This window comes from Sanguibacter sp. TS_SC_8 (genome assembly GCF_055361235.1).
Window position 1 is genome coordinate 3,062,543 of sequence record NZ_CM143955.1, and the last position, 23,566, is coordinate 3,086,108.

At 72.5% G+C, this 23,566-nt stretch carries 21 protein-coding genes; 10 read left to right on the forward strand and 11 right to left on the reverse strand.

Annotated features, from left to right (window positions below):
• Nucleotides 1–39: 39 nt before the first annotated feature.
• The 3 genes from aroA to hisN are packed head-to-tail and all read left to right on the forward strand — an operon-like array spanning nucleotide 40 to nucleotide 3,266.
• Entirely contained in the window at nucleotides 40–1,386 is a 1,347-nt protein-coding gene (aroA, locus tag ACWA15_RS13915) for a 3-phosphoshikimate 1-carboxyvinyltransferase (RefSeq protein WP_464055948.1), read from the forward strand.
• Nucleotides 1,387–1,390: 4 nt separating this feature from the next.
• A complete protein-coding gene (gene rsgA, locus ACWA15_RS13920) occupies nucleotides 1,391–2,425 on the forward strand; it encodes a ribosome small subunit-dependent GTPase A (protein WP_464055950.1) in 1,035 nt (344 codons plus the stop codon).
• Between the two features lie 37 nt (nucleotides 2,426–2,462).
• Nucleotides 2,463–3,266 carry a histidinol-phosphatase gene (hisN, locus tag ACWA15_RS13925; protein WP_464055952.1) on the forward strand — a complete coding sequence of 268 codons (804 nt, stop codon included), beginning with the start codon at nucleotides 2,463–2,465 and terminating at the stop codon, nucleotides 3,264–3,266.
• Nucleotides 3,267–3,277: 11 nt separating this feature from the next.
• Here the strand turns inward: hisN and ACWA15_RS13930 are convergent, their stop codons facing one another.
• From ACWA15_RS13930 to ACWA15_RS13940, 3 genes are read right to left on the reverse strand one after another with little or no spacing between them, the layout of a single operon-like run.
• Nucleotides 3,278–3,769 (reverse strand): DUF6912 family protein, encoded by a 492-nt coding sequence (locus ACWA15_RS13930; protein WP_464055954.1) that lies wholly within the window; start codon nucleotides 3,767–3,769, stop codon nucleotides 3,278–3,280.
• A gap of 4 nt (nucleotides 3,770–3,773) precedes the next feature.
• Nucleotides 3,774–5,222, reverse strand: coding sequence for an AAA family ATPase (locus tag ACWA15_RS13935; RefSeq protein WP_464055956.1), 1,449 nt, complete (start codon nucleotides 5,220–5,222; stop codon nucleotides 3,774–3,776).
• Nucleotides 5,219–5,902 (reverse strand): hypothetical protein, encoded by a 684-nt coding sequence (locus ACWA15_RS13940; protein ID WP_464055957.1) that lies wholly within the window; start codon nucleotides 5,900–5,902, stop codon nucleotides 5,219–5,221. The genes ACWA15_RS13935 and ACWA15_RS13940 overlap by 4 nt, the downstream gene beginning before the upstream one ends.
• A 132-nt stretch (nucleotides 5,903–6,034) precedes the next feature.
• Here ACWA15_RS13940 and ACWA15_RS13945 point away from each other — a divergent pair, with 132 nt between their 5' ends.
• Entirely contained in the window at nucleotides 6,035–6,250 is a 216-nt protein-coding gene (locus ACWA15_RS13945; protein WP_464055958.1) for a helix-turn-helix domain-containing protein, read from the forward strand.
• Between the two features lie 28 nt (nucleotides 6,251–6,278).
• Here the strand turns inward: ACWA15_RS13945 and ACWA15_RS13950 are convergent, their stop codons facing one another.
• Nucleotides 6,279–6,914, reverse strand: a complete 636-nt coding sequence (locus ACWA15_RS13950; protein ID WP_464055959.1) for a hypothetical protein — start codon at nucleotides 6,912–6,914, stop codon at nucleotides 6,279–6,281.
• Nucleotides 6,915–7,096: 182 nt separating this feature from the next.
• Between ACWA15_RS13950 and ACWA15_RS13955 the strand changes: the two genes are divergently transcribed.
• Together ACWA15_RS13955 and ACWA15_RS13960 are read left to right on the forward strand one after the other, a co-directional pair.
• Nucleotides 7,097–7,984 (forward strand): LysM peptidoglycan-binding domain-containing protein, encoded by an 888-nt coding sequence (locus tag ACWA15_RS13955; RefSeq protein ID WP_464055960.1) that lies wholly within the window; start codon nucleotides 7,097–7,099, stop codon nucleotides 7,982–7,984.
• A 92-nt stretch (nucleotides 7,985–8,076) separates the two neighbouring features.
• Nucleotides 8,077–8,670, forward strand: coding sequence for an Rv3235 family protein (locus ACWA15_RS13960; RefSeq protein ID WP_464055961.1), 594 nt, complete (start codon nucleotides 8,077–8,079; stop codon nucleotides 8,668–8,670).
• A gap of 80 nt (nucleotides 8,671–8,750) precedes the next feature.
• Here ACWA15_RS13960 and secA read toward each other — a convergent pair whose 3' ends face one another.
• The 7 genes from secA to mtrA all read right to left on the reverse strand — a co-directional run bounded on the left by secA (nucleotide 8,751) and on the right by mtrA (nucleotide 19,065).
• Nucleotides 8,751–11,558 carry a preprotein translocase subunit SecA gene (secA, locus tag ACWA15_RS13965; RefSeq protein ID WP_464055962.1) on the reverse strand — a complete coding sequence of 936 codons (2,808 nt, stop codon included), beginning with the start codon at nucleotides 11,556–11,558 and terminating at the stop codon, nucleotides 8,751–8,753.
• A 24-nt stretch (nucleotides 11,559–11,582) separates the two neighbouring features.
• Nucleotides 11,583–12,998: a winged helix-turn-helix domain-containing protein gene (locus ACWA15_RS13970; protein WP_464055964.1), complete on the reverse strand. Its 1,416-nt coding sequence runs from the start codon at nucleotides 12,996–12,998 to the stop codon at nucleotides 11,583–11,585.
• Nucleotides 12,999–13,083: 85 nt separating this feature from the next.
• A complete protein-coding gene (hpf, locus tag ACWA15_RS13975) occupies nucleotides 13,084–13,746 on the reverse strand; it encodes a ribosome hibernation-promoting factor, HPF/YfiA family (protein WP_464055966.1) in 663 nt (220 codons plus the stop codon).
• A 112-nt stretch (nucleotides 13,747–13,858) separates the two neighbouring features.
• The gene (locus ACWA15_RS13980) at nucleotides 13,859–14,770 is read right to left on the reverse strand and encodes a ComF family protein (RefSeq protein WP_464055967.1); all 912 of its coding nucleotides are present in this window, start codon (nucleotides 14,768–14,770) and stop codon (nucleotides 13,859–13,861) included.
• Nucleotides 14,771–14,831: 61 nt separating this feature from the next.
• The gene (locus ACWA15_RS13985; RefSeq protein WP_464055968.1) at nucleotides 14,832–16,661 is read right to left on the reverse strand and encodes an LpqB family beta-propeller domain-containing protein; all 1,830 of its coding nucleotides are present in this window, start codon (nucleotides 16,659–16,661) and stop codon (nucleotides 14,832–14,834) included.
• Nucleotides 16,658–18,385 carry an MtrAB system histidine kinase MtrB gene (mtrB, locus tag ACWA15_RS13990; protein WP_464055969.1) on the reverse strand — a complete coding sequence of 576 codons (1,728 nt, stop codon included), beginning with the start codon at nucleotides 18,383–18,385 and terminating at the stop codon, nucleotides 16,658–16,660. Before mtrB ends, ACWA15_RS13985 begins: the two co-directional genes overlap by 4 nt.
• On the reverse strand, nucleotides 18,382–19,065 hold the full coding sequence (gene mtrA / locus ACWA15_RS13995; RefSeq protein ID WP_464055970.1) for an MtrAB system response regulator MtrA: 684 nt from the start codon (nucleotides 19,063–19,065) through the stop codon (nucleotides 18,382–18,384). Before mtrA ends, mtrB begins: the two co-directional genes overlap by 4 nt.
• Nucleotides 19,066–19,174: 109 nt before the next feature.
• Between mtrA and ACWA15_RS14000 the strand changes: the two genes are divergently transcribed.
• The 4 genes from ACWA15_RS14000 to ACWA15_RS14015 are packed head-to-tail and all read left to right on the forward strand — an operon-like array spanning nucleotide 19,175 to nucleotide 23,554.
• A complete protein-coding gene (locus ACWA15_RS14000) occupies nucleotides 19,175–20,626 on the forward strand; it encodes a hypothetical protein (RefSeq protein WP_464055972.1) in 1,452 nt (483 codons plus the stop codon).
• Nucleotides 20,623–21,291: a DUF4129 domain-containing protein gene (locus ACWA15_RS14005; protein WP_464055973.1), complete on the forward strand. Its 669-nt coding sequence runs from the start codon at nucleotides 20,623–20,625 to the stop codon at nucleotides 21,289–21,291. Before ACWA15_RS14000 ends, ACWA15_RS14005 begins: the two co-directional genes overlap by 4 nt.
• Nucleotides 21,288–22,556 carry a DUF4350 domain-containing protein gene (locus ACWA15_RS14010; RefSeq protein WP_464055974.1) on the forward strand — a complete coding sequence of 423 codons (1,269 nt, stop codon included), beginning with the start codon at nucleotides 21,288–21,290 and terminating at the stop codon, nucleotides 22,554–22,556. Before ACWA15_RS14005 ends, ACWA15_RS14010 begins: the two co-directional genes overlap by 4 nt.
• Nucleotides 22,553–23,554 carry an AAA family ATPase gene (locus ACWA15_RS14015; protein WP_464055976.1) on the forward strand — a complete coding sequence of 334 codons (1,002 nt, stop codon included), beginning with the start codon at nucleotides 22,553–22,555 and terminating at the stop codon, nucleotides 23,552–23,554. The genes ACWA15_RS14010 and ACWA15_RS14015 overlap by 4 nt, the downstream gene beginning before the upstream one ends.
• Nucleotides 23,555–23,566: the final 12 nt, after the last annotated feature.

The following is a 23,566-nucleotide window of genomic DNA, read 5'->3' on the forward strand; positions in this document are numbered from 1 at the left end:
TCGGCGCCGTGGCCGCAGCAGGTGCCATAACCTAGGGGCATGACGACGACCTCTCCCGGCCTTGACCTGTGGACAGCACCGACCCTCGCGCCGGCGCCCGGGCAGCTCGACGCGACGGTCGAGGTACCGGGGTCGAAGTCCCTGACCAACCGCTACCTGGTGCTGGCGGCTTTGGCCGATGCACCCGGAGTGCTCCGCGGGGCGCTGCGCAGCCGCGACACCGACCTCATGGTCGGGGCGCTGCGTGCCCTCGGCGCGACCATCACCGAGGGTGCGAGCCCTAGCGAGTGGCTCGTCACCCCGGGCAGCCACGCGGGCGACGTGACCATCGACTGCGGCCTCGCCGGGACCGTCATGCGCTTCATCCCCGCCGTGGCCGCCCTGGCCAGCGGGCGGATCACCCTCGACGGGGACGCCGGGGCCCGGGTCCGTCCCATGGGGCCCATCCTCGAAGGGCTGCGCGGGCTGGGCGTGCGGGTGGACGACGGCGGTCGTGGTCTCCTGCCGTTCACCATCACCGGGTCGGGGGCCGTGCGCGGCGGCTCGATCGACGTCGACGCCTCCGCCTCGAGCCAGTTCGTCTCCGGTCTGCTGCTCGCCGCGGCCCGCTTCGGCCAGGGCCTCACGCTGCGCCACACCGGGACCACCCTGCCGAGCCTGCCCCACATCGACATGACCGTTGCGCTCATGCGCGAGGCCGGGGTCGAGGTCGACGACTCCCGTCCCGCCATCTGGCAGGTGCGCCCCGGCCCGATCGCCGGCCGCGAGGTCCGGGTCGAGCCCGACCTGTCCAACGCGAGCCCGTTCCTGGCCGCCGCCCTCGTGGCCGGCGGGACCGTCCGGGTCCCGGGGTGGCCGGTGCACACCACCCAGCCCGGTGCGATGGTCCCCGACATCTTCGCGGCCATGGGCGCCATCACCAGCCTCGACGGCGACGTGCTCACGGTCACCGGGACCGGGACCATACACGGCATCGACATCGACCTGCACGCCGGCGGCGAGCTCGCCCCGACGATCGCCGCGCTGGCCGCGCTCGGTGACTCCCCCAGCCGCCTGCGCGGCATCGCGCACCTGCGCGGGCACGAGACCGACCGGTTGGCGGCGCTCGCCACCGAGATCACGCGGCTCGGCGGGCAGGCAGAGCAGACTAGCGACGGCCTCGTGATCACCCCGCGCCCGCTGCACGCCGGCGTCTTCCACACCTACCACGACCACCGGATGGCGACCGCGGGCGCGATCATCGGGCTGCGGGTGCCCGGTGTCCAGATCGAGAACGTCGAGACGACCGCCAAGACCCTGCCCGGCTTCACCGGCCTGTGGAACGCCATGCTCGGTAACGCCATGCTCGGCGCGGACGCGACCTCGACCGACGGGCCGGCGATCTGACCTGATGTCCCGCCGCCCCACCGACGAGTCGGACTTCCACTCCCGTCCCAGCAAGCGTGGGAGCCGTCCGCGGACGAAGACCCGCCCCGACCACGACGACGCCCTGACCGGCCTGGTCGTCGCCGTCGACCGGGGACGGTACACCCTCCTCATCGACGAGAACCTCCCCGGCGAGCACTCCATCTCCGCGATGAAGGCCCGCGAGCTCAGCCGCAACCGGGTGGTCTGCGGTGACCGGGTCGACGTCGTCGGGGACACCACCGGCGAGGACGGCACCCTCGCCCGGATCGTGCGGATCACCGAGCGTGCGACCGTGCTGCGCCGCACGGCCGACGACACCGACCCCTACGAGCGGATCATCGTCGCCAACGCCGACCAGCTGGTCATCGTCACCGCGCTCGCCGAGCCCGAGCCCCGCACCCGGATGATCGACCGCTGCGTCGTGGCCGCCTACGACGCGGGCATGGAGGTGCTGCTCTGTCTGACCAAGAGCGACCTGGCCTCCCCTGACGCGCTGCGCGCCCTGTATGAGCCGATCGGGGTGTCTGTGGTGACCACCTTCCGCGACGCGGACGGGATCATCACCCCCCTCGACGTGGTCCGGGCGGCCCTCGCCGGGCGCACCTCGGTGTTCGTGGGGCACTCCGGGGTCGGCAAGTCGACCCTCGTCAATGCGCTCGTCCCGGGGGCGCGGCGCACCGTCGGCGTGGTCAACGACGTCACCGGGCGCGGACGGCAGACGTCGACCTCGGCCGTCGCCCTGCGGCTGCCCGAGCACGACGGGCAGCGCGGCTGGGTGATCGACACCCCCGGTGTGCGCTCCTTCGGGCTCGCGCACGTGCAGATCGAGAACCTGCTCACGGCCTTCGACGACCTCGCCGAGGTGGCCGAGGAGTGCCCGCGCGGGTGCACCCACCTCGAGGGCTCCCCCGACTGCATGCTCGACGACTGGGTCGCCGCCGCCCCCGAGGAGACCGTCCAGCTGGCCCGGGCGGCGCGCCTGGACTCCTTCCGCAGGCTCCTCACAGCGCGCGCCTAGTCGCTGGTCACCGCCGCGCACGGCTACGGTGAGGACCATGACTGCTCGCCCTCACTACGACGACGACCTCCGCCTCGCCCTTGTCATCGCCGACCAGGTCGACTCCCTGACGATGTCCCGGTTCAAAGCCCTCGACCTGCATGTGGAGTCCAAGCCGGACCACACGCCCGTCTCGGACGCCGACCGCTCCGCCGAGGAGATCATCCGTGGTCAGCTCGGCCGGGCCCGCGGGCGCGACGCGATCCTGGGTGAGGAGTTCGGGGCGACCGGGCACGGCTCGCGGCGCTGGATCATCGACCCGATCGACGGGACCAAGAACTTCGTCCGCGGCGTGCCCGTGTGGGCCACGCTCATCGCACTGGCCGAGGGCGACGACATCGTCGTCGGGGTGGTGAGCGCGCCCGCGATCGGGCGGCGCTGGTGGGCGGCCAAGGGCACCGGGGCGTGGACCGGCCGGTCCCTCGCCGCGGCGTCCCGGTTGCGGGTCTCCGGCGTGACGGACATCGCCGACGCGTCGCTGTCCTACTCGAGCCTGAGCGGCTGGGACGAGCGCGGCAAGCTCGACCAGTTCGTCGACCTCACCAGGCAGGCCTGGCGCACGCGCGCCTACGGCGACTTCTGGTCCTACATGCTCGTGGCCGAGGGGGCGGTGGACGCCGCGATGGAGCCGGAGCTCGAGCTCTACGACATGGCTGCGCTCGTGCCGATCGTCACCGAGGCGGGTGGGCGGTTCACGTCTCTCGACGGCGTCGACGGGCCGTACGGCGGGAACGCGCTCGTGACGAACGGGCCGCTGCACGACCACATCCTGGCAGCGCTGGCGGACCGGCCGCAGGGCTGAGCCGGTCTGAGTCAGCGCGGGATCGCGGCGATCTCGGTCGCGTCGTACCAGAGCAGGTCACGGTCGGCGAGACGCTCGATCGCGTCGTCGTCACCGCCCATGACGGCCTCGATGTCGGCCGCTGCCTCGGGCTCGTCGACGTGCACGCAGACGATCGTCACGTCGGCGAGCTGCTCGGTGATCTCGACGGCGCTCGGTGCGAGGCCCTCGTCCTCACCGGCACCACCGGCCGGGACCGGCCGCACGGCGGAGTCGGGCACGTCGACGGAGATGACCACGCGCACCCACGGGACCGAGGGTGCGGAGGCGATCATGACCAGGGAGTCGTCGGCCGCCGCGAGCTGGGCGACGTACTCGACCTCTTCGAGGTCGACGATCTCCTCCGCGGCGAGCTCGGCCGCGAGCGCCGACGTCGCGGCGTGCGCGCGGCGCGGGGAGAGCGTGATCGTCGCGGTGGTCAGGGCATCGAGCTCGGCAAGCGTCGAGGGGACGTAGAGGCGCATGGCCTTAGTGTGCCACCGTCGGAGACCACGCGGCCGCAGCGGACACCCGCCCCGCCGAGGATGATCCCGCGCTCGGCGGGGCGGGTGACGGAGCCCGCTCACGCACGGTGACCGCGAGCCCGGCGATCGCCCGGCGCACGCTCGACGACGGCGCGGACTCCGCGAGCGTCCGGCCGGCCAGCAGCGCGGCGTCGCACGCCGACTGGTCCTCGGGAACGAGCTGGACATCGGCGACGTTCGCGTACCGCAGGAGCGCCTCACGCAGCACCGGGCCGGGAGTGCGCCCCACGGCCGAGGCGCGGACCCGGTTGACCACCACGACCGGGTCCGCCCCCGGTTCGGTGCTGCGCAGGTCGTCCAGGGCGCGCACGAGTCGCTGCATGCTCACCGGGTCCGCGCCCCCGACCACCACCGCGACGTCGGCCGCGGCCAGTGCACTCAACGTCGCCGCGTTGCGCTGCGGGGCCCGGGTGTCGTAGGTGAGCATCTCGTCGTGCTCGAGCGCGAAGCCGCAGTCGATCACGGTCCACCGGGCCAGCCGGCGGCACTCGCGCCAAACCACGTCCAGACTCGCGGCAGACACCTCGGGCCACCGACCGGCCCGCGCGATGCCGGTGAGGATCCGCAGCCGCGGGGCGATCGACGGCGTGATCATGGCCAGCTGGTGCAGGCTCAGCGCTCCCTGCCCGGCTGCCCGGCACGCAGCGGCGATCCCGGAAGACTCGTCCAGCAGCCCGGTCATCTGCGCCAGCGCCCCGGAGTAGGTGTCGGCGTCCACGAGGAGTCCGGTCTCACCGGCCGGTGACGGTGCTCGGCGGCGTCGTGGCCCGGGTGGGGCGACGAGCTCGGCGGCGAGGTTGAGCGCGATCGTCGAGCGTCCCGGTGCGCCGGTCGGCCCCCACACGGCGACGACGACGCCGTCGGGGCCGGCGACGCGGCCGGTGTCGTGGCCGGCGTCGTGGACGGAGGTGTGCGTGAACGCCGACGACCCGAGCATGACGCGGTCGGCGCCGGGGGCGCCGGCCCAGCCAGCCGCGTCGTCGAGCCCACGTGCGTCCGTTCCTCGGGTGACGGCCACGGACCTCACCAGGTCGAGCAGGTGCGTCGCGACCTCCGTGTCGATGACCACGGCGTCGGCTCCGATGGCACGCATCCGCTCGTGCTGCCGGGGATCGTCGGGGCAGAGAGCGACCACCCCGGTGCCGTCGGAGTGCAGGGACGCCACGACGAGGCGGTCCAGACCGACCAGGTCCGCGGAGACCACCGCCACCCGGCAGAGCCCGGACGCGGACGCTGCGAGCAACTCCGCGATGTCGGCGCAGCGTCGCGTGAGGTCCACCTGGCTCGGCGCGCCCGCCAGGACGGCGACCGCGGTCGCCTCGACCGGGCCGACCACGGCGCACAGCACAGTGAGCGGCCCGCTCCCCTGGTCCGCACCCGCCCCGGGACTCACAGGTCCGGTCCCGGGACGGCCATGATCGCGACCGTGCCACCTCCGGCGAGGGCGGCGAGGATCTGTGGCAGCACCTCGGTCGGTGCCAGCACGTGGACGGTCGGCGTCCCGCCCGCCATGAGGCCGCTGCCCCGCTCACTCAGCTCAGCCACGACCAGTCCCTCGGCCAGGATCTGCGGCTGCGCCGCCGCCGAGCCGGCCGCGTCGTCCTGCCCCGGTGGCACGAGCCAGAGGTCCACCGTGGATCCGGCAGTGACCTTGGAGGAGAGCGTCTCGGTGACCGGGATCGCCACGGACCGGTAGTCCAGGGCATCCGAGGAGCCGGCGGCGCTGCGGGCGAGGAGCTCACGGTCACCGACGGCGCGCAGCGCCACGAGCCCCTGGGGCGGGCCACCGGACACGGGGTAGTAGAGGTCCAGGTCGCCGCCGAGCCGCACCTCGACCGCCACCAGGTCTTCCGGGCCGATCGCGTCGCCCGGGGTGAGGGTGGTGGTGACGGCGTAGACCGCGACCGTGTGTCCGGCGTCGGCCACCGCCCACGTCCCCAGCGCCACCGACCCGGTGACGAGCAGGATGCCGAAGGCCAGGCGCGGGTCCCGCCAGGTCGGGCGGCGCAGGCGCGGGGCCACCGGCGTGGGCAGCTCAGCCGTCATGATGGCCTCCTCGGGTGGTGCGCGCATCGGAGATCTCCGTCCTGATCCACCTGTTGGCCTCATATCCTGCCTGTTCATCGCCAACTCCGCGCGGTGCCTGTGGACGAGCACCGGTGTGCACAACCCGACCCTGCGGTGCGCGCGTGCCAGACTGGAGCCATGGCGAACCGCTTCCTCACCCTTGCCGACGTCACCGAGGCGCTGAACATCTCCGCGGCGCAGGCGTACGCCCTGGTGCGCTCCGGTGACCTGCCGGCCATCCAGGTGGGCGGGCGTGGACAGTGGCGGGTGGAGACGACCGAGCTCGAGGCGTACATCCAGCGCCTGTACGCCCAGACCCGGGCCAAGGTCGACGCCAACGGGTTCGAGGACTGACCGGCGATCGCCCTGTGGGAGGGGCGCCTCAGAGCGCCGACGACCCGATGAGCACGATGCTCGTCGTCCCGATGACGATCCGCTGGTCCACGGCGCGCCTGCGCGCCCCCCAGTCGAGCCCCTGGTCAGGCTGAAGGTCGAGGTGGTCGCGACCCACCCGGTCGATCCGGCCGTGGTGCTCCCGCGACGCCGTCTGCACGACGACGACCGCTCGGTCCCGGGACAGCCGGCGCAGGGCCTGTCCCAGCCCGAGCATGCTCGGCGCGAACCGGGGGCCGGATGCCGCTGAGCCGCCGGTCGGCAGCTGGGCTGAGCCGTCACCGGGTGGCCGCAGCCAGGCGACCACCTCGCCGGCCGTCGGCGGGGTCGCGTCCCCACCGAGGCCGGTCCACGACTCCACCGCCCGCAGGGGCAGGATCACCTCTCGCCGGGAGGTCGCCAGCAGGACCCACTCAGGGAAGACCTCGCGGACCTCACCGTCGACGTCCTGCCCGTTGACCAGGGCGGCCCGCACAGGCGTGCCCCGTAGCCCGCGGAGCCGATCGGTCAGGGGGATCGTCGCGGCCTCGGCGCGGGTCAGGTCCGCGGCGGCCGCGTGCAGGTCGAGGGCGCGCGCCGCCTCGAGCTGAGCCTCGAGGTCCGCGAACAGCATCTCCCACCGCATGCGACCACTGTGCCGCAGAGGAGCCGCCGGCGCCCGTGGGCGGCGTCGGGCCGGTGTCTCACCGCGCTGCGCTCCGTCATCCACACCTGCCGGCTATCGGTGGACAGTCACCATCTCGTCGTGGAGTATCGAGTGACATCAAACAGCATCAAACGACATCAACAATTATCTACGGAGATCACATGTCATCTTCGGCCTTCACCTCGTATCCCCGTCGGTCCGTCCTCGGGCTCGGCGAACGCCTCACCGCCGTCGCCCTGGCCTCGGTCGGCCTGGCCGGCACGGCCGGGCTCCTGGGGGCCCGGCTGGTCGCGATCTGGCCGGAGATCAGGGCAACCACCCTCAGCTGGAATGCACCGAGCTCACTCGCGATCGACACCATTGCCGCCGCGCCGTTCCTGGCGCTCGGCACGGGTCTGGCTGCCTGGTGGTCCCTGAGCCTCGCGCTCATCGCGACCAGCCTGCTCGCCGAGCTCGCCGGAGTGCGGAGCGCGAGGCTCCTGCGCTGCGTCCAGGCCGTCGCCCCCCAGACGCTCCGCAGGCTCGCGGTGGCCGGGATCGGTGCCGGCCTCTCCCTCACCGCCGCCGGCGCCCAGGCCACCGACGAACCGCCCGACCTCGGCTGGACGACCACTCAGCCCGCCCAGTCCGACCAGCTCAGCCTCGCGCAGCACGCCGGCTCGACGACGCCACCGACCGACGTCGCGCCCGAGCTCACCGACCCGACCGGCCTCGGCGCACCTGCCGCACTGGCCGAGCGCCCCGGCCCTCCGGCTCCCGCGCCCGCCCCTGCGCCCGCGCCCGCGGCGACCGCGGCACCGACCGGCCTGTCGACAGCCCCGACCCCCACCGAGTCCGACCCACCGACCTCAACGCCAGGGCAGGTCGTGGTCGCCGAGGGCGACTCCCTGTGGCGTCTCGCCGCGGCCACGCTCCCGGCCGGCGCGACGAATGCCCAGATCGCGTCCTCCTGGCACGCCTGGTACGCGGTGAACGCTGCCGTCATCGGCGACGATCCCGACCTTCTCCATCCCGGCCAGACTCTCCAGATCCCCGGCCCTACGAGCTGACGCCCTCAGCCCGCGAGCCCCTCAGCCGCCACACCGCCCACCCCGTCCACCCCGTCCACCCCGTCCACCCCGTCCACCCAAAGGAGACCGTCATGAGCCCACCCCCGCTTCCCTCCGCACCACGCACTCCCCTCGCCCTGGCGCCCACGAGAGCGGTACCACCACGCGGTGAGCCGATCGCCGAGCCGCTACGGGCGCTGCACCGCACCGACTTCCTCCCGGCCCGCCGACCGGCCGCGATCCATCGGCGCCGGGGCGGGCTCCAGGAGTTCAACCACCACCCGGACGGCCCGACCAACCCACCTCGACCGCCCGCACCTCCCACGGTCGACCCCGGCACCCCGCTCGGAGACCCGACGGCGCTGTGCTGCGCAGTGGCGCACGCGGCGATGGAGTCCCTGCGAGGCATCCGTCCGCTGGCCCAGCTCGTCCGGTCGGTCTCCCCCGAGGTCTTCGACGCACTGCACGCCCGCTGCCAGGTCCGCGAGCTGGCCCGCACCCGACGCGGCGCCCCGCCGGTGGCCCAGTCCCGGGCGCGGGTGCGCCACGCACGGGTGATCCGCATCGGTCCGAGCGTGGCCGAGGCGACGGTGATCGTCGACGACGTCGACCGGGTCCGTGCCGCAGCCCTGCGCGTGGAGGAGCACCGCGGGAGGTGGTGGGTCGTCGTCCTGGAGATCGGTTGACCGCACCGCGCGCCAGAGGGCGCCTCCCGACCGGGAAGGCGCCCTCTGGCGTGCGGTGATCAGACCCGGTCAGCGGAGGGTCAGCGCTGCTTCTTCTTCGCGGCCTTGCGACGGGCCTCGCGGTTACCCGCCTCGTCGCCGTCGCCGTCGACCGCGCGGACGCTCGTCGCGCCGCCGGCACCCTCGGTGACCACCTCGGCGTCGCCGTCCTCGCTCGGCGCCGTGTAGCTGAGCGGGACCTTGCGCTCGGGGCCGTCGAGGCCCTTCGCCACGAGCACCGGCTCGGCCGGGGCCTGCGCGGCAGAGCTGCCCGCGACGCCCAGCGCCTGCGCGGCAGAGCTGCCCGCGGCGGCCGCGGCAGCTGCAGCGGTCACCGCCGGGGCTGCCGGCTCGACCTTGACCTCGAGGTTGAACAGGAAGCCGACGGACTCTTCCTTGATCGCCTCGGTCATCGCCTGGAACAGCAGGAAGCCTTCACGCTGGTACTCCACGAGCGGGTCGCGCTGGGCCATGGCGCGCAGGCCGATGCCCTCCTTGAGGTAGTCCATCTCGTAGAGGTGCTCGCGCCACTTGCGGTCCAGGACCGAGAGCACGACACGACGCTCGAGCTGACGCATGTTCTTCTCGCCCAGCTCGCTCTCGCGGGCCCCGTAGGCGTGGCGGGCGTCGGAGAGCACCTCGGCGAGGATGAGGTCGTGGGTGAGGGCGTCGGTGTCGCCGGCCTGCTCCATGACCTCCTCGACGGTGATCGAGACCGGGTAGACGGCCTTGAGCGCGGTCCACAGCGCCTCGAGGTCCCAGCTGTCGGGGTGTCCTGAGGCGGTCGCGCCCTCGACGTAGGCGGTGAGCACGTCGGTGATGAAGTGCTTGACCTGCTCCTCCATGTCCTCGCCGTCGAGCACGCGGCGGCGCTCGTCGTAGATGACCGTGCGCTGGCGGGAGAGCACGTCGTCGTACTTGAGGACGTTCTTGCGGATCTCGAAGTTGCGGCCCTCGACCTGTCCCTGCGCGGACGCGATGCCACGGGTGACGATCTTGGACTCGAGCGGCATGTCGTCGGGGAAGCCGACCCGCTGCATCATCGACTCGGCGAGGCCGTTGCCGAACAACCGCATGAGGTCGTCCTGCATCGAGAGGTAGAACCGGGACTCGCCCGGGTCCCCCTGCCGGCCGGAACGACCGCGCAGCTGGTTGTCGATGCGACGGGACTCGTGGCGCTCGGTCCCCAGGACGTAGAGGCCACCGAGCCCGGCGACCTCGTCGTGCTCGTCCTGGACAGCCTTCTTCGCAGCCTCGATCGCGGCGGGCCAGGCGGCCTCGTAGTCCTCGGGGGTCTCGGTCACGTCGAGGCCACGCGACGCGAGGTCGGCGATGGCCAGGAACTCGGCGTTCCCGCCGAGCATGATGTCGGTCCCTCGACCGGCCATGTTCGTGGCCACCGTGACCGCGCCCTTGCGCCCGGCCTGGGCGACGATGGTCGCCTCACGGGCGTGCTGCTTGGCGTTGAGGACCTCGTGCGGGACACCCTGCTTCTTGAGCTTGGAGGCGAGCAGCTCGGACTTCGCGACGCTCGTGGTGCCGACGAGGACGGGCTGACCTGCCGCGTGCCGCTCGACGATGTCGTCGACGACGGCGTTGAACTTGCCGTCCTCGTTCTTGTAGACGAGGTCGGGCTGGTCCAGGCGCTGCATCGACCGGTTCGTCGGGATGGGCACGACACCGAGCTTGTAGGTGCCGTGGAACTCCGCAGCCTCGGTGTCGGCGGTCCCGGTCATCCCGGCGAGCTTGCCGTAGAGGCGGAAGTAGTTCTGCAGCGTGATCGTGGCCAGGGTCTGGTTCTCGGCCTTGATGGCCACGCCCTCCTTGGCCTCGATCGCCTGGTGCATGCCCTCGTTGTAGCGGCGTCCGGCCAGGATGCGGCCGGTGTGCTCGTCGACGATGAGCACCTCGCCCTTGATGACGACGTAGTCCTTGTCGCGCGCGAAGAGCTCCTTGGCCTTGATGGCGTTGTTGAGGAACCCGATCAGCGGGGTGTTGAGGGACTCGTAGAGGTTGTCGATGCCGAGGTAGTCCTCGACCTTGGCGATCCCGGGTTCCAGGACGCCGATCGTGCGCTTCTTCTCGTCGACCTCGTAGTCCTCGTCGGCAACCAGGCGGCGGGCCACCCGGGCGAACTCGCCGTACCACTTGTCGGCGTCGCCCGAGGAGGGGCCGGAGATGATGAGCGGGGTGCGAGCCTCGTCGATGAGGATCGAGTCGACCTCGTCGACGACGGCGAAGTTGTGCCCACGCTGGACGAGGTCGTCGGTGGACCACGCCATGTTGTCGCGCAGGTAGTCGAAGCCGAACTCGTTGTTCGTGCCGTAGGTGATGTCCTTGGCGTACTGCTCGCGGCGCTCGGCAGGAGTCTGACCGGACAGGATGCAGCCGGTGGTCAGCCCGAGGAAGCGGAAGACACGCCCCATGAGCTCGCTCTGGTACTGCGCGAGGTAGTCGTTGACCGTGACCACGTGCACGCCGTCGCCGGACAACGCGTTGAGGTAGGCCGGCAGCGTCGCCACGAGGGTCTTGCCCTCACCGGTCTTCATCTCGGCGATGTTGCCCAGGTGGAGCGCGGCACCGCCCATGAGCTGGACGTCGAAGTGACGCTGGCCCAGGGTGCGCCGGGCGGCCTCCCGGACAGCGGCGAAGGCCTCCGGGAGCAACTCATCCAGGGTCGCGCCGGTCGCGAGGCGCTCCCGGAACCGATCGGTCTCCTCGCGGAGCTCCTCGTCGGAGAGGACTTCAAAGCTGTCCTCGAGCGCGTTGACCTGCTTGGCCAGCCCGGACAACTTCTTGAGAATCCGACCCTCGCCGAAGCGTAGGACCTTCTCGAGGATCGCAGCCACGCAGTACTCCCGGTTCGAGTTTCTTCACGCTCTCGCCTGCGCCGAACGGCCCAGACGGCATACAACTCCCCATCGTATGCGAGGAGCGGTGCTCCTCGTCACATCATGACGCATCCGCACCCTGACTGTGGCTCTGACCTGGCCCGTCATCGAGACGAGGGGCAACCGGCGATCGCCCGCGCGGCTCCGCGGCCAGGCCCGCCGCCAGGTCCGCCGCCAGGTCGCCGCCAGGTCCGCCGCCAGGTCGCCGCGGTCAGCCACGACGATGTCAGAGAGCCCCAGCCACCCGGCCAGCACCCTGAGCTCGTCAGCGAGCAGGCCTGCCGTGCGCTCGGTCGCGAACGAGTCCCGGTGCGCCGCCTGCACGAGGAGCGCACCCTCGCGCCGATCGGCCTTGAGGTCGACCCGGGCGGTGATCCGGTCTCCCTCCAGGAAAGGCAGCACGTAGTAGCCGTGCACCCGATCCCGGGCCGGGACGTAGATCTCGATCCGGTAGTGCGTGCCGAAGAGCTCGATCAGCCGGCGCCGCTCGAAGATCAGCGGATCGAAGGGGCTGAGCAGGGTCCGGGCGGTCGCGGTCCGCGGCGTCACCGCATCCCTGTGCACGAAGGTCGACCGGTCCCACCCCTCGACCCGGACCGGGACGAGGGCACCGTCCTCCACGAGCTCGGCGATCGCCGCCCGGGGCGCCGGTCCCCTGAGCCGGAAGTAGTCACCGAAGCAGCGTGCGGTGCCCACCCCGTGGGCCCGCGCGCCGATCTCCACGAGCGCGCGGACGGCGTCGGCGTCGGAGATCGGGTCAGCGGCGAGCACACTCGGCGGCAGCACCCGGGAGGTGAGGTCGTAGAGACGTTCGAAGGAGTTGGTGCGCCCCGCCGCGGTGACCTCACCGGTGAAGAACAAGAACTCCAGCGCGCGTTTGGCGGTGCTCCAGCTCCACCCCCACGCGGACCGGTCCCGCGGGTGGGTCTCCACCAGCAGCGCCTCGACCTGGCCCGCGGTGAGCGGGCCGTGCTCACGGACGATCGCGCGGATCTCGGCGATCTCGGCGCTGTGGTCCAGCTCGGCGGCGCTGATCTGCCCCCACGCCTCCGTGCGGTACCTGCGCTGGCGCCACTCGAGCAGCCGGTAGGTCTCAGGCGGGATGAAGGAGGCCTCGTGGGCCCAGTACTCCACGAGCCTGCGCGGTTCGCGCTGCGCCGCCCGGGTGAGCAGCCCTGTGTCGTAGGGTCCCAACCGTGCGTACAACGGCATGAGGTGGGCCCGGGCCAGGACGTTGACGGAGTCGATCTGCAGGAGCCCCAGGCGGTCCACGACCCGCTGCAGGCCGGCCATGGTCGCCGGGCCCCGAGGCCGGGGCCGGTGCAGGCCCGAGGCGGCGAGCGCGGTCCGACGGGCCTGGGCGAGCGTCATGGTGGGCAGGGCGGGCGGGGCTGTCATGGCGCCATTGTGCACCGGTCCCCCGACACGCGGTGACGGCGTGGAACCGAGGGTTCCACGCCGTCACCGGTCGTCGTGGGACGTGCTACACCGAACGTGCGGCCTCGACGGCCACGGCGGCGGCTTCCAGGCTGCAGGCCGTGTCGAGCGCGATCACACCGTAGGTCCATCCTCGGCGACGGTAGGCCACGGACGGGCGTGAGGTGTCGGCGTCGATGAAGAGGAAGAAGTCGTGCCCGACCAGCTCCATCTCGTCGAGCGCGTCGTCGATGCTCATGGCGGACGCACTGTGGAGCTTCTGCCGGATGACGACGGGCGAGTCGCCCAGCTGGGTCTCGACGGTCTCGCCCGGCTCACGCGGCGAGGTGGGGACGACCGGCTCCGGGGCGGGAGCCGGCACGAAGGGTCGAACGTCGACGGTGTCCATCGGCGTGGGGTTGCGGAAGCGGTTCTTGCGACGGTCGTTCGCACGGCGCAGACGCTCGATGAGCTTGTCGAGCGCGAGGTCGAGGGCTCCGAAGCGATCGTCTGCCGCAGCCTCGGCGCGGACCACAGGGCCCTTGTCCCGGACGGTCAGCTCGACCCGTTCGCGGTTGCCGGACTGGCGGGGGTTGTTTTCGTGAGTGACCTCGACGTCGACGCGCTGCGCGGTCGGTGCGAGCTGCTCGATCTTGGCGAGCTTGTCCTCAGCGTGTCGGCGAAAACGTTCGGCTACTTCAGTGTGCCTACCGACGACAACAATCTCCATGAGAGCCTCCAAGGGAGTGGGGGCGTTTTCACGCCCGACGGTGACCAGCTCGGTGCCTTTTCCGGGCACCGTGACGAACCACCTCCCAACGCTGACGAGATCTTGATACAGGTTATCGCGCTTCGGGGGGTGCTTGCGCCGACGCGCCCGTTCGACCTCTCCCGGAGCCCGGTGGAGGGGTCGCCGCGAGCACGATTCCGGCCACCACCACCCCGCCCCGGCCGGTGATGGCCCGGGCGCACTCGGCGAGCGTCGCACCGGTGGTGAGCACGTCGTCGACCAGCACGCAGACGGCTCCGGGACGTCGCTCGCCCGCGAGGAGACCGGGGCGAGAGCGGGCGCGCACGTCGAGGGTCCCGGCAAGGTTCCCGCTACGGGCCCGGACCCCCAGACCCACCTGGTCCCGGACCCGGGTCCGGACCCGGGAGAGGGGCACCAGCGCACGCACCAGCTGCACCGGGTGACTCGCGCCGGTGGAGTGCGCGGCCACGATCCGGGCGAGCTCGGTGACCGGCTCCCGGCCCCGGCGGCGCCGGGCGGACGGGGTCGAAGGCACCGGCACGATCCACACCTGGCGGCCGGGTACCCGCGCGAGCATCTCGGTCGAGAGCGTCCGGGCCAGCCGCACCAGCGCCGGGGCGAACGCTGCGGTGAGGTCGGCGCGCCCGCGGTCCTTCCACGCCACGACCGACTCCCGCACCGGCCCGGCGTAGTCGCCCGCCGCCCAGACCGGCCATCTCGGTCCCTCGCCCAGCCGGTCCAGGCGGGGGGCGCCGTCGTCCACCCGGAGCACGCCCGCCAGGTGCGAGGCGCACCCGGGGCACAGGCGCTCGTCCGGCGCCCCGCACCCCCCGCACTCCAGCGGCACGACGAGGCGGGCGAGCTCGCCGCCTGCTGCCCCGAGCGCGCTGAGCGCGCCGAGCACCCGCGCTGCTCCTCGCCCCGGCCCGTCCATGCCACGACCCTGCCCGACGCCGGCCCGCACCCCGGCCGCGCAGGCGCAGCCGGGCGGACCGAGGCGCACCGCGCGGTGCTGTGGGCGACCAGTTCCTGCGCCGTCTCGGCTCAGCGCCTGAGAGTGCGACTCACCCGGGGAAGGCCGGGAACTGGATGCCGCCCACGACCGGGGACCAGGTGTTCCCGGTGGCCGCGCGGCTGAACAGGTCGCCGTCGGAGCTGGCGACGTGAACCGACCGCAACCCCTTCCCGGCCGAGATCCACACCGTGTCCTCCACGCCGGAGAGCGCAGCCGAGCGACCCGAGAGCGGCACCTCGTAGAACGTCGGAATCCCGGAGGACTGCCCCCGTGCCAGCACCCCGACGGTCGACTCGTCGACCCAGACGACCTGGCCGGCGGACGGGACGGGGGCGCCGATGGCGAGCACCTCCTCGGACAGGCTGACCGGGACGTCGGAGGTGTCCCGGACGATCGCGGCCACGTCGATCCGGCTGACGTCGCTCAGGCTGGAGACGATGACCATGCGGGCACCGTCGTGGGAGACCCGGACGGACTCGAGGGTGCGTCCGTCCAGCCAGTCGGCACCGATCGGGACCGGGGAACCGGTAGCGGTCACCGCGCGCAGGCCGTCGTCCGCGGCGCGGTCCCCCGTCCAGACCCACCCGAAGCGGTCGATCGAGGGGGCGAGCAGGTCGGTCCCGGTGACCAGGGTCGTGGCCGGCGCGGTCGGCGTCGGCGCCGTCATGATCGCCTCGGTCCCCGAGCGCAGCACGACCAGGCGGTTCGCGTCGTCGGTGGCCAGGGCGGACGCTCGCAGGCCGGTCAGCGGCAGGAACTCGTCCAGCGGTGCGAGGCCCGCGTTGCGCACCTCGCTGATCACGTCCCCCGCGAGGACCAGGGGTGAGGTCCGGGCGGGGACCGGGTCGCGCAGGGGGTTGACCTTCGTCGGGATCGAGAGCGGGAGCGAGTTCGCGAGGAGCTCGACCGTGCGCACCCGCGGGACCTTGAGCAGGACGGCCGTGATCTGCGCCTCGAGCATGGCGCGGTCGGTGTCGGAGGCCGAGAGGACCTCCTTGGTGAGGTCGACCCGGGCCACCCCGGACTCGTCGATGGTCACGGAGTCGAGCACGAGCCGGGTGCCTGCCGGCGCCACCACCGAGACGGAGTCGCGCAGCCACGGCGAGGGGCCGGCCAGCAGCCCGTTGACCGCGTGGCTGGCGGTGTTGCTCTTGGAGTACCACCGCACCTCGGGCACGAGGAAGGAGCCGTCGTGGGACGGGAAGTAGAGCGTCGTGGCGCGGTAGACGAGCGCGAAGTTGGGCTCCGAGACGAAGATCCCGTCCTCGGTCGCGGTGATCCGCCACTCACCCGCCGAGGACTTCTCGAGGGTGAAGGTGAGGTCTTGGGTGTTGCCCTGGGCGGCTTCGGTGAACTGCCCGTCGGTCTCGAGCGTCGCCACCACCGAGACCTTCCCGACGATCGACACCGTGGTCGGCTCGGCAGGCTCGGCCGGCTCGGAGTCGTCGGCCGGGTCGGTCGGGTCGGTCGTCGAGTCCGCGGCGGAACCGGGGTCCGTCCCGGGGTCGGTCGGTGGGAGGCTGCTCGCGGACTCGGTGAAGGCCGGCTCGCCGGAGTAGACGAAGGCGCGGGCCGCGGGCGCCCACGCGCTCGCGCTGCGCGGGGTGAGGAACTCCCGCGCCGTCGCCCAGTCGTCGTTGACCCCGACCGCCTGGGCGCTGAGGAAGCCCTGCACGATCTCCTGGGGGCTCGCCCCGGGTGCCGGACCGTAGGACTGCGGGAAGATCGGTCCGAGCTCGCTGATGGTCACGTCCCGGCGCTCGACCGGTCCGTCGCTGGGGATGGTCGCGCATCCGGTCAGCGCACCGACGAGGAGCCCGACGGCGAGAACCCGGATCATCGCCCTGGCCCGGTGGGTCGTGCGTGCGAGTGAGCTCACCAGCTCCCCTCCTTCGGGTCTCGCCAGGTGGTGAAGCGCCGGGCGTCGAGCTCGTCGATGTCGGGCAGGCTCGAGGGCCCGGACGCCTGGGGACTGCGTGCCTCGACATCAATGACATCAGAGGGACGCTCGGGTTCCAACTCGATCGGGGAGCTGGACAGGACGATGCCCGCGCGCCGCGGCAGGGTGAGGCGGAAGACCGCGCCGAGGCCGGGTCGGCCCCAGACGTCGAGCCATCCCCCGTGCAGCAGCGCATCCTCCTGGGAGATCGCCAACCCCAGGCCGGTCCCGCCCGAGGTCCGGGCGCGGGCCGGGTCCGCCCGCCAGAACCTGTCGAAGACGTGCGCCACCTGGTCCTTCGCCATCCCGATGCCGTAGTCGCGGACGTGCACTGCGACCGCGGTCTCGCTCGTGGCGACGCGGACCTCGACCGGGCCGTTCTCGGCGTACTCGATCGCGTTGACGAGGAGGTTGCGCACGACCCGCTCGACCCGGCGACGGTCGATGTCCGCGGTGGCGCGCTCGTCGTCGAACATCACCGAGAGCCAGACGCCCTTGCGGCTGGCCAGCGACGTCGCCTGGTCGACCGCGGAGCTCACGACGTCGCGCAGGTCGAGGGACTGGGCGTCCAGGACGGCCGCGCCCGCGTCGAACCGGCTGATCTCGAGCAGGTCGGAGAGCAGGTCCTCGAACCGGTCCAGCTGGGTGACCAGCAGCTCGGCCGAGCGCTTGACGACGGGGTCGAAGTCCTCCCGGCTGTCGTAGATCATCTCGCTGGCCATCCGCACGGTGGTGAGCGGGGTGCGCAGCTCGTGGGAGACGTCGGAGACGAACCTGCGCTGCACGGTCGAGAGCGCGTCGAGGCGCTGGATCTGGTCCTGCAGGCTGACCGCCATCTCGTTGAACGACCGGGCGAGGGTGGCCATCTCGTCCTGGCCCCTGACCACGAGCCGTTCGTCCAGGTGGCCGTCGGCCAGCCGCTCGGCGACCTGCGCGGCGCGCTGGACCGGACGGACCACCTGGCGGGCGAGGGTCCACGTGCTCACCGCGAGGAACGTGATGAGCACTCCGCCGGCGATCGCCAGGACGCGCTGCATGAAGCTCAGGGTCTGCTGCTCGGGCCCGAAGGAGTAGAGGAAGTACATCTCGAAGGTCCCGGCGACCGGGACCTCGACGGTGGTACCGACCATGACCCCGGGGACGGTCGACTCACCCTCCGGGATCGCGACGGACTGCCAGCGCAGGCCCTCACCCTCGGCGTTGGTCTCGCGCAGGCTGTCGGTGACGAGGGAGCTCAGCTGGGGTGCGGTCGAGATGTCGAGGACCGTGGACGGCGTGTCGTTGCTCTCGCTGCGCCACAGGAACACCTCCCGTCCCCCCGACCCGCCGGCCTGCAGGGCCGGCAGCATGTCGTTGAGCAGCTGCTGGACCTGGGGCGCGGTGGACGCGGTCGTGGTCGTGAGGGTGGCCTGGGCCTGGGCGGCGGAGCGGCTGCTCTCGGTGAGCACCTGGTCGATGCGCTGGTCGAACAACCCGTCGCGGATGGTCCCGGACAGGTAGGCGCTGAGCACCACGACGGCGAGGATGCCGATGGTCAGCGCGGTCGAGGTCACCCGCAGCTGGATAGACGAGCGCCAGGCGCCCACGCCCTGCAGGGCCCAGCCCTTCCCGCGCCGAAGACCGCGTCGGACGGCGAGCGCCACCCGACGCGCACGCCGCCTCATGACTGTGCTGCGCCCGCCTTGTACCCGACGCCGCGCACGGTGAGCACGATCTCCGGGATCTCCGGGTCGTGCTCGATCTTGGACCTCAGGCGCTGCACGTGGACGTTGACCAGGCGGGTGTCCGCGGCGTGGCGGTAGCCCCAGACCTTCTCCAGGAGCACCTCGCGGGAGAACACCTGCCACGGCTTGCGGGCCAGCGCGACGAGGAGGTCGAACTCGAGCGGGGTGAGCGAGATCGCCGCACCCGCGCGGGTGACCCGGTGGCCGGTGACGTCGATCTCGAGGTCGCCGATCGAGAGCCGCTCGGGGGCCGGCTCGTCGGTGCGGCGCAGCCGGGCACGGATCCGCGCGACGAGCTCCTTGGGTTTGAACGGCTTGGAGATGTAGTCGTCCGCGCCCGACTCCAGCCCGAGCACGATGTCGACCGTGTCGCTCTTGGCCGTGAGCATGATGATCGGCACGCCGGACTCGGCGCGGATCTGACGGCACACCTCTGTGCCGTCCTTGCCGGGGAGCATCAGGTCGAGCAGGACGACGTCGGGAGCCGTGCTCCGGAAGATCCCGATCGCGGAATCGCCGTCCGCGCAGAACACCGGGTCGAAGCCCTCAGTCTTGAGAACCAGCCCGATCATCTCTGCGAGCGCAGTGTCGTCGTCAACCACCAGCACACGTGACTTCATGACGTCATCTTGCCACCTCCCCATCTGTCGGTGTGTCGTGGCACGATGGGCACGCCGGATGATCTTCCGGCGCAGGTCAGCGTGCCCCCTAGGTAAGAGGTCAGCAGAGATGACGACGCCCGACGACGCTCCCGAGCCCGGTCCTGCGCCGTTCGTCCCGCCCGGGGGCGCTGCGCACCCAGAACCCCCACCTGCGACCCGACCCGGATCTACCGAGCCGACGCCGGGCTCCGGCGCGCCCGCGCCGGGCGGACCGCCCGGGTCCACCGGGGCCTGGGGCCAGCCCACCTCGGCCATCGGCTACGGGCAGCCGAAGTACGGGCAGTACGCACCGGGGGGCGTCCCACCGGCACCGGCCGGCCCGCAGTTGACCAAGCCGCAGGACGGACAGGCCGCACCGGGTGGTCAGGGTGGTCCGGGTGGTCCGGGTGGTCCGCCGCAGTACGGGCAGCCCTACCCAGGGCAGCAGTACCCGGGCCAGCAGTACCCGGGCCAGCCCCAGTACCCCGGTCAGCCGCAGTACGGTCAGCCGCAGTACGGCGGACCCCAGTACGGCCAGCCCCAGTACGGCGGCCCCGCGGGCTTCGGCGGACCGGGGTGGCGTCCGCTCGCGGCCAAGCCGGGGATCGTCCCGCTGCGACCGCTGAGCCTCGGCGAGCTCTACGACGGCGCTTTCGCCGCCATCCGCACCAACCCCAAGGTCATGCTCGGCGTCGTCGGCCTGGTGATCTCCGTCGCGACGATCATCCCGGCGATCCTCAGCTACCTCGTCTCCCCCGCCGCCAACCGCTGGCTGGACGACTCCCTCCTGAGCCTCGACCCGTCCGGGGACCTGGGGCTGTCAGGGGAGCTGGGCCTCACGGGCCTGGGCGGCCAGCTCTCGCAGTCGGTCTTCATCGGGATCGGTGTGTACCTGGCCTCGATCGTCACCACGGGGCTGCTCATCGTCGCGATCTCCCGCGCCGTCATCAACAAGCCGTTCACCGTCTCCGACCTGTGGCAGCAAGTCCGCGGCAAGGTCTTCGGGCTGATCGCGATCTCGTTGCTGCCCTCGCTCGCCGTCCTCGTGCTGAGCGCGCTGCTCGGCCTGCTCGCCTACGCGGCTGCGGAGGCCGGATCCACCGCGCTGGCCGGGTTCTTGATCCTCGGCCTCGTCGTGGCCGTCGTGGTCCTCGCGATATGGCTGACCGTCCGGTTCCTGCTCACCACCGCCGCCTACGTCCTGGAGGGTCAGGGCCTGGGCACAGCGATCCGTCGCGGCTGGTTGCTCAGCCGCGGCAGCTTCTGGCGGCTGCTCGGCATCTACCTGCTCTCCTCGGTCATCACCTCGATCGTCTCCAGCCTGGTGGCGCTGCCCGGGCAGTTCATCGCCGAGATCATCTATCCCGGTGACTACTCCTCCCACGTGGGGGGCGTCGCGATCATCGTCGTCTCGCAGATCCTCGCCTCGACGATCTCGACCACCTTCCTCTCCAGCGTCATCGCCCTGCTCTACATCGACGTCCGGATGCGTCGTGAAGGCCTCGACGTCGAGCTCGCAGCGGCAGCAGACGCGGTGTGATCAGCGCCGTGATGCACGCCGTCGCCGGGACGCAGATCCCGGTCACCCCGGACGCCCCGACGGCGCGCCAGTGGCTCCACGACGAGCTCACCAACCCGATCTACCACCAGGGGCCGTCCCTGCTCGACCGCTTCCTGACCTGGCTGCGCGACCTCTTCGACGGGGTGTCGGCCGTCGGTCTCTCCGGTGGGTGGGCGGCCCTCGTGCTCGTCGGGGTGATCGCGGTGATCGCCGCGATCGCGCTGTACGTCTCGGGGCCGGTGCGCCGGACCCGCCATGCCCGCCACGCCCCCGTGCTGGGTGTCGACGACACCCGCACCGCCGGCGACCTGCTGGCCGCCGCCGCCCACGCCGCCTCGCTCGGCGACTTCACCGCCGCGACCCTGGACGCCTACCGTGCGCTCGCCCGGCGCTGCGAGGAACGCGCCATCCTCGACCCCGCCCCGGGCCGCACCGCTCACGAGGCCGCGGAGATGATCGGCGCCCGGCTCCCCCAGCTCGCCCCGGCGCTGGCGGCCGGCGCCACGAACTTCGACGCGATCTACTACGGCAAGGTGCCGGCCGACGCGAGCAGCTACGAGCAGATGCGAGCCCTCGAGGCGACCGCCGCCGCGACCCGGCCGTCCGCCCCCGCTCCCCGAGCCACCCGGGCGGTCGCGCTGTGAGCCTCTCCGCCCTGAGCAGTCCCACGTCCCCGGCCACCGTCGCCACGACCTCGCCCGCGTTCTCTCCTCCGACCTCGGTCCGGGGCGACGGGACCACCGGTACCTCCCGGATCGCGGCGCGCCTGCGGTCCTGGCGCTGGCCGGCGGCCGGACTGGGCGCCATCCTGCTCGCCGGGGCGGTCCTGGTCTCCCTCGCCACCGAGCAGTCCACCGTCCGCTTCGCCCCGGACAACCCCTCCGACGCCGGCGCCATGGCCCTCGCCCAGGTCCTGGAGCGGCAGGGGGTCGAGGTCGTCTACGCAGCCTCGGTCGCCGAGGCGATCGGGGCGGCCGGGCCGGGGTCGACGCTGCTCGTGGCCAACGACTACGGCATGCCCGACGACGTCGCCCGCTCGCTCCTGGACACCGGCGCGGCCGTCGTGCTCGTCGCCCCCGGCCCTGACCTGCTGGCGGCGGCGACCTCGCAGGTGAGCCACGCCGGGGTGGCCCCGGACGGGGCGACGACCACCGCGCAGTGCGCCGACCCAGACGCCGCGGCGGCCGAGGAGATCACCAGCTGGGGAGCAGGGTTCACGCTGACGGCCGACGCGACGGCGTCCGCCACGGTGTGCTTCCTCGATGCCGGCACGGATGCCGACGCCGGCAGCACCCCGGCCGGCCACTACGCCGTCGTCGAGCAGACCTCCGGCGCTCCGGTCCGCGCTCTCGACGACGACACCGGCCTGACCAACGCCTTCATCACCGACGCCGGCAACGCCGCGCTGGGGCTGCGCATGCTCGGCCACGAACCGCGCCTGGTCTGGCTGCTGCCCGAGCGGCCCGTCACCGCGTCCGGACCCACCGGCCTGGCGGGCATGCTCCCCCCGTGGACGGCAGCCGTGGGAGCCCAGCTCCTGCTGCTGGTGCTGGTCACCGCGGTGTGGCGGGGGCGCAGGCTCGGGCCGCTCGCGACCGAGGACCTCCCCGTCGTCGTGCAGGCCTCCGAGACCACGCGGGGCCGCGGGCGGCTGTACCGGCGCTCACGCGCCCACGGCCACGCCGGCGCCGCCCTGCGCGCCCAGACCACCGACCGCATGGCCGTGCGCCTCGGTGTGCCACGATCAGCCGGGCTGCACGCCGTCGTCGACGCCGTCTCCCGGGCCAGCGGACGGCCTGCCCAGCAGGTCGAAGCGCTGCTGTACGGACCACCACCGGCCGATGACGTCGAGCTGACGCGTCTGGCCACCGATCTCGACCAGCTGGAGAGCGAGGTTCACCGCGCGTGAGCACATCTGAATCCACCACCGCCACGAGCGCGCCGGCGGCCGTCTCCGGCGCCGCCCTGCGCTCGACGCTGGCGGGCGTGCGCGCCGAGGTCGCCAAAGGCGTCGTCGGGCAGGACGCCGCCGTCACGAGCCTGCTCATCGCGCTGCTGTGCCGCGGGCACGTGCTGCTCGAGGGCGTCCCCGGGGTCGCCAAGACGCTGCTCGTGCGCACCCTCGCCGCGAGCCTGGCGCTGGACACCAAGCGGGTGCAGTTCACCCCCGACCTCATGCCCGGCGACATCACCGGCTCGCTCGTCTACGACGCGCGGACCTCGGAGTTCAGCTTCCGCGAGGGGCCGGTGTTCACGAACCTGCTGCTCGCCGACGAGATCAACCGCACCCCGCCCAAGACCCAGGCCTCGCTGCTGGAGGCCATGGAGGAACGCCAGGTGAGCGTGGACGGCACCCCCCGCCCGCTGCCCGACCCCTTCCTCGTCATCGCGACCCAGAACCCGGTCGAGTACGAGGGCACCTACCCGCTGCCCGAGGCCCAGCTCGACCGCTTCCTGCTCAAGGTGCTGCTCCCGCTGCCCGAGCGCGACCAGGAGATCGAGGTGATCGCCCGGCACGCGGCCGGCTTCAACCCCCGCGACCTCGCGGCGGCCGGCGTGCGCCCCGTCGCGACCGTCGCCGAGCTCGAACAGGCCCGCGCAGAGGTCGCCACCGTGCAGGTCTCACCCGAGGTGCTCGGCTACATCGTCGACGTGTGCCGGGCCACCCGGCACTCCCCCTCGCTGTCCCTCGGCGTGTCCCCGCGTGGCGCGACGGCGCTGCTGGCGACGTCGCGCGCCTGGGCCTGGCTCTCCGGCCGCCCCTTCGTCACGCCCGACGACGTCAAGGCCCTGGCCCACCCGACCCTGCGGCACCGGGTGCAGCTGCGCCCCGAGGCCGAGCTCGAGGGGGTGAGCGCCGAGGGCGTGCTGAACACCGTCCTCGCCTCCGTCCCCGTACCCCGCTGACCGGCCCGGCCC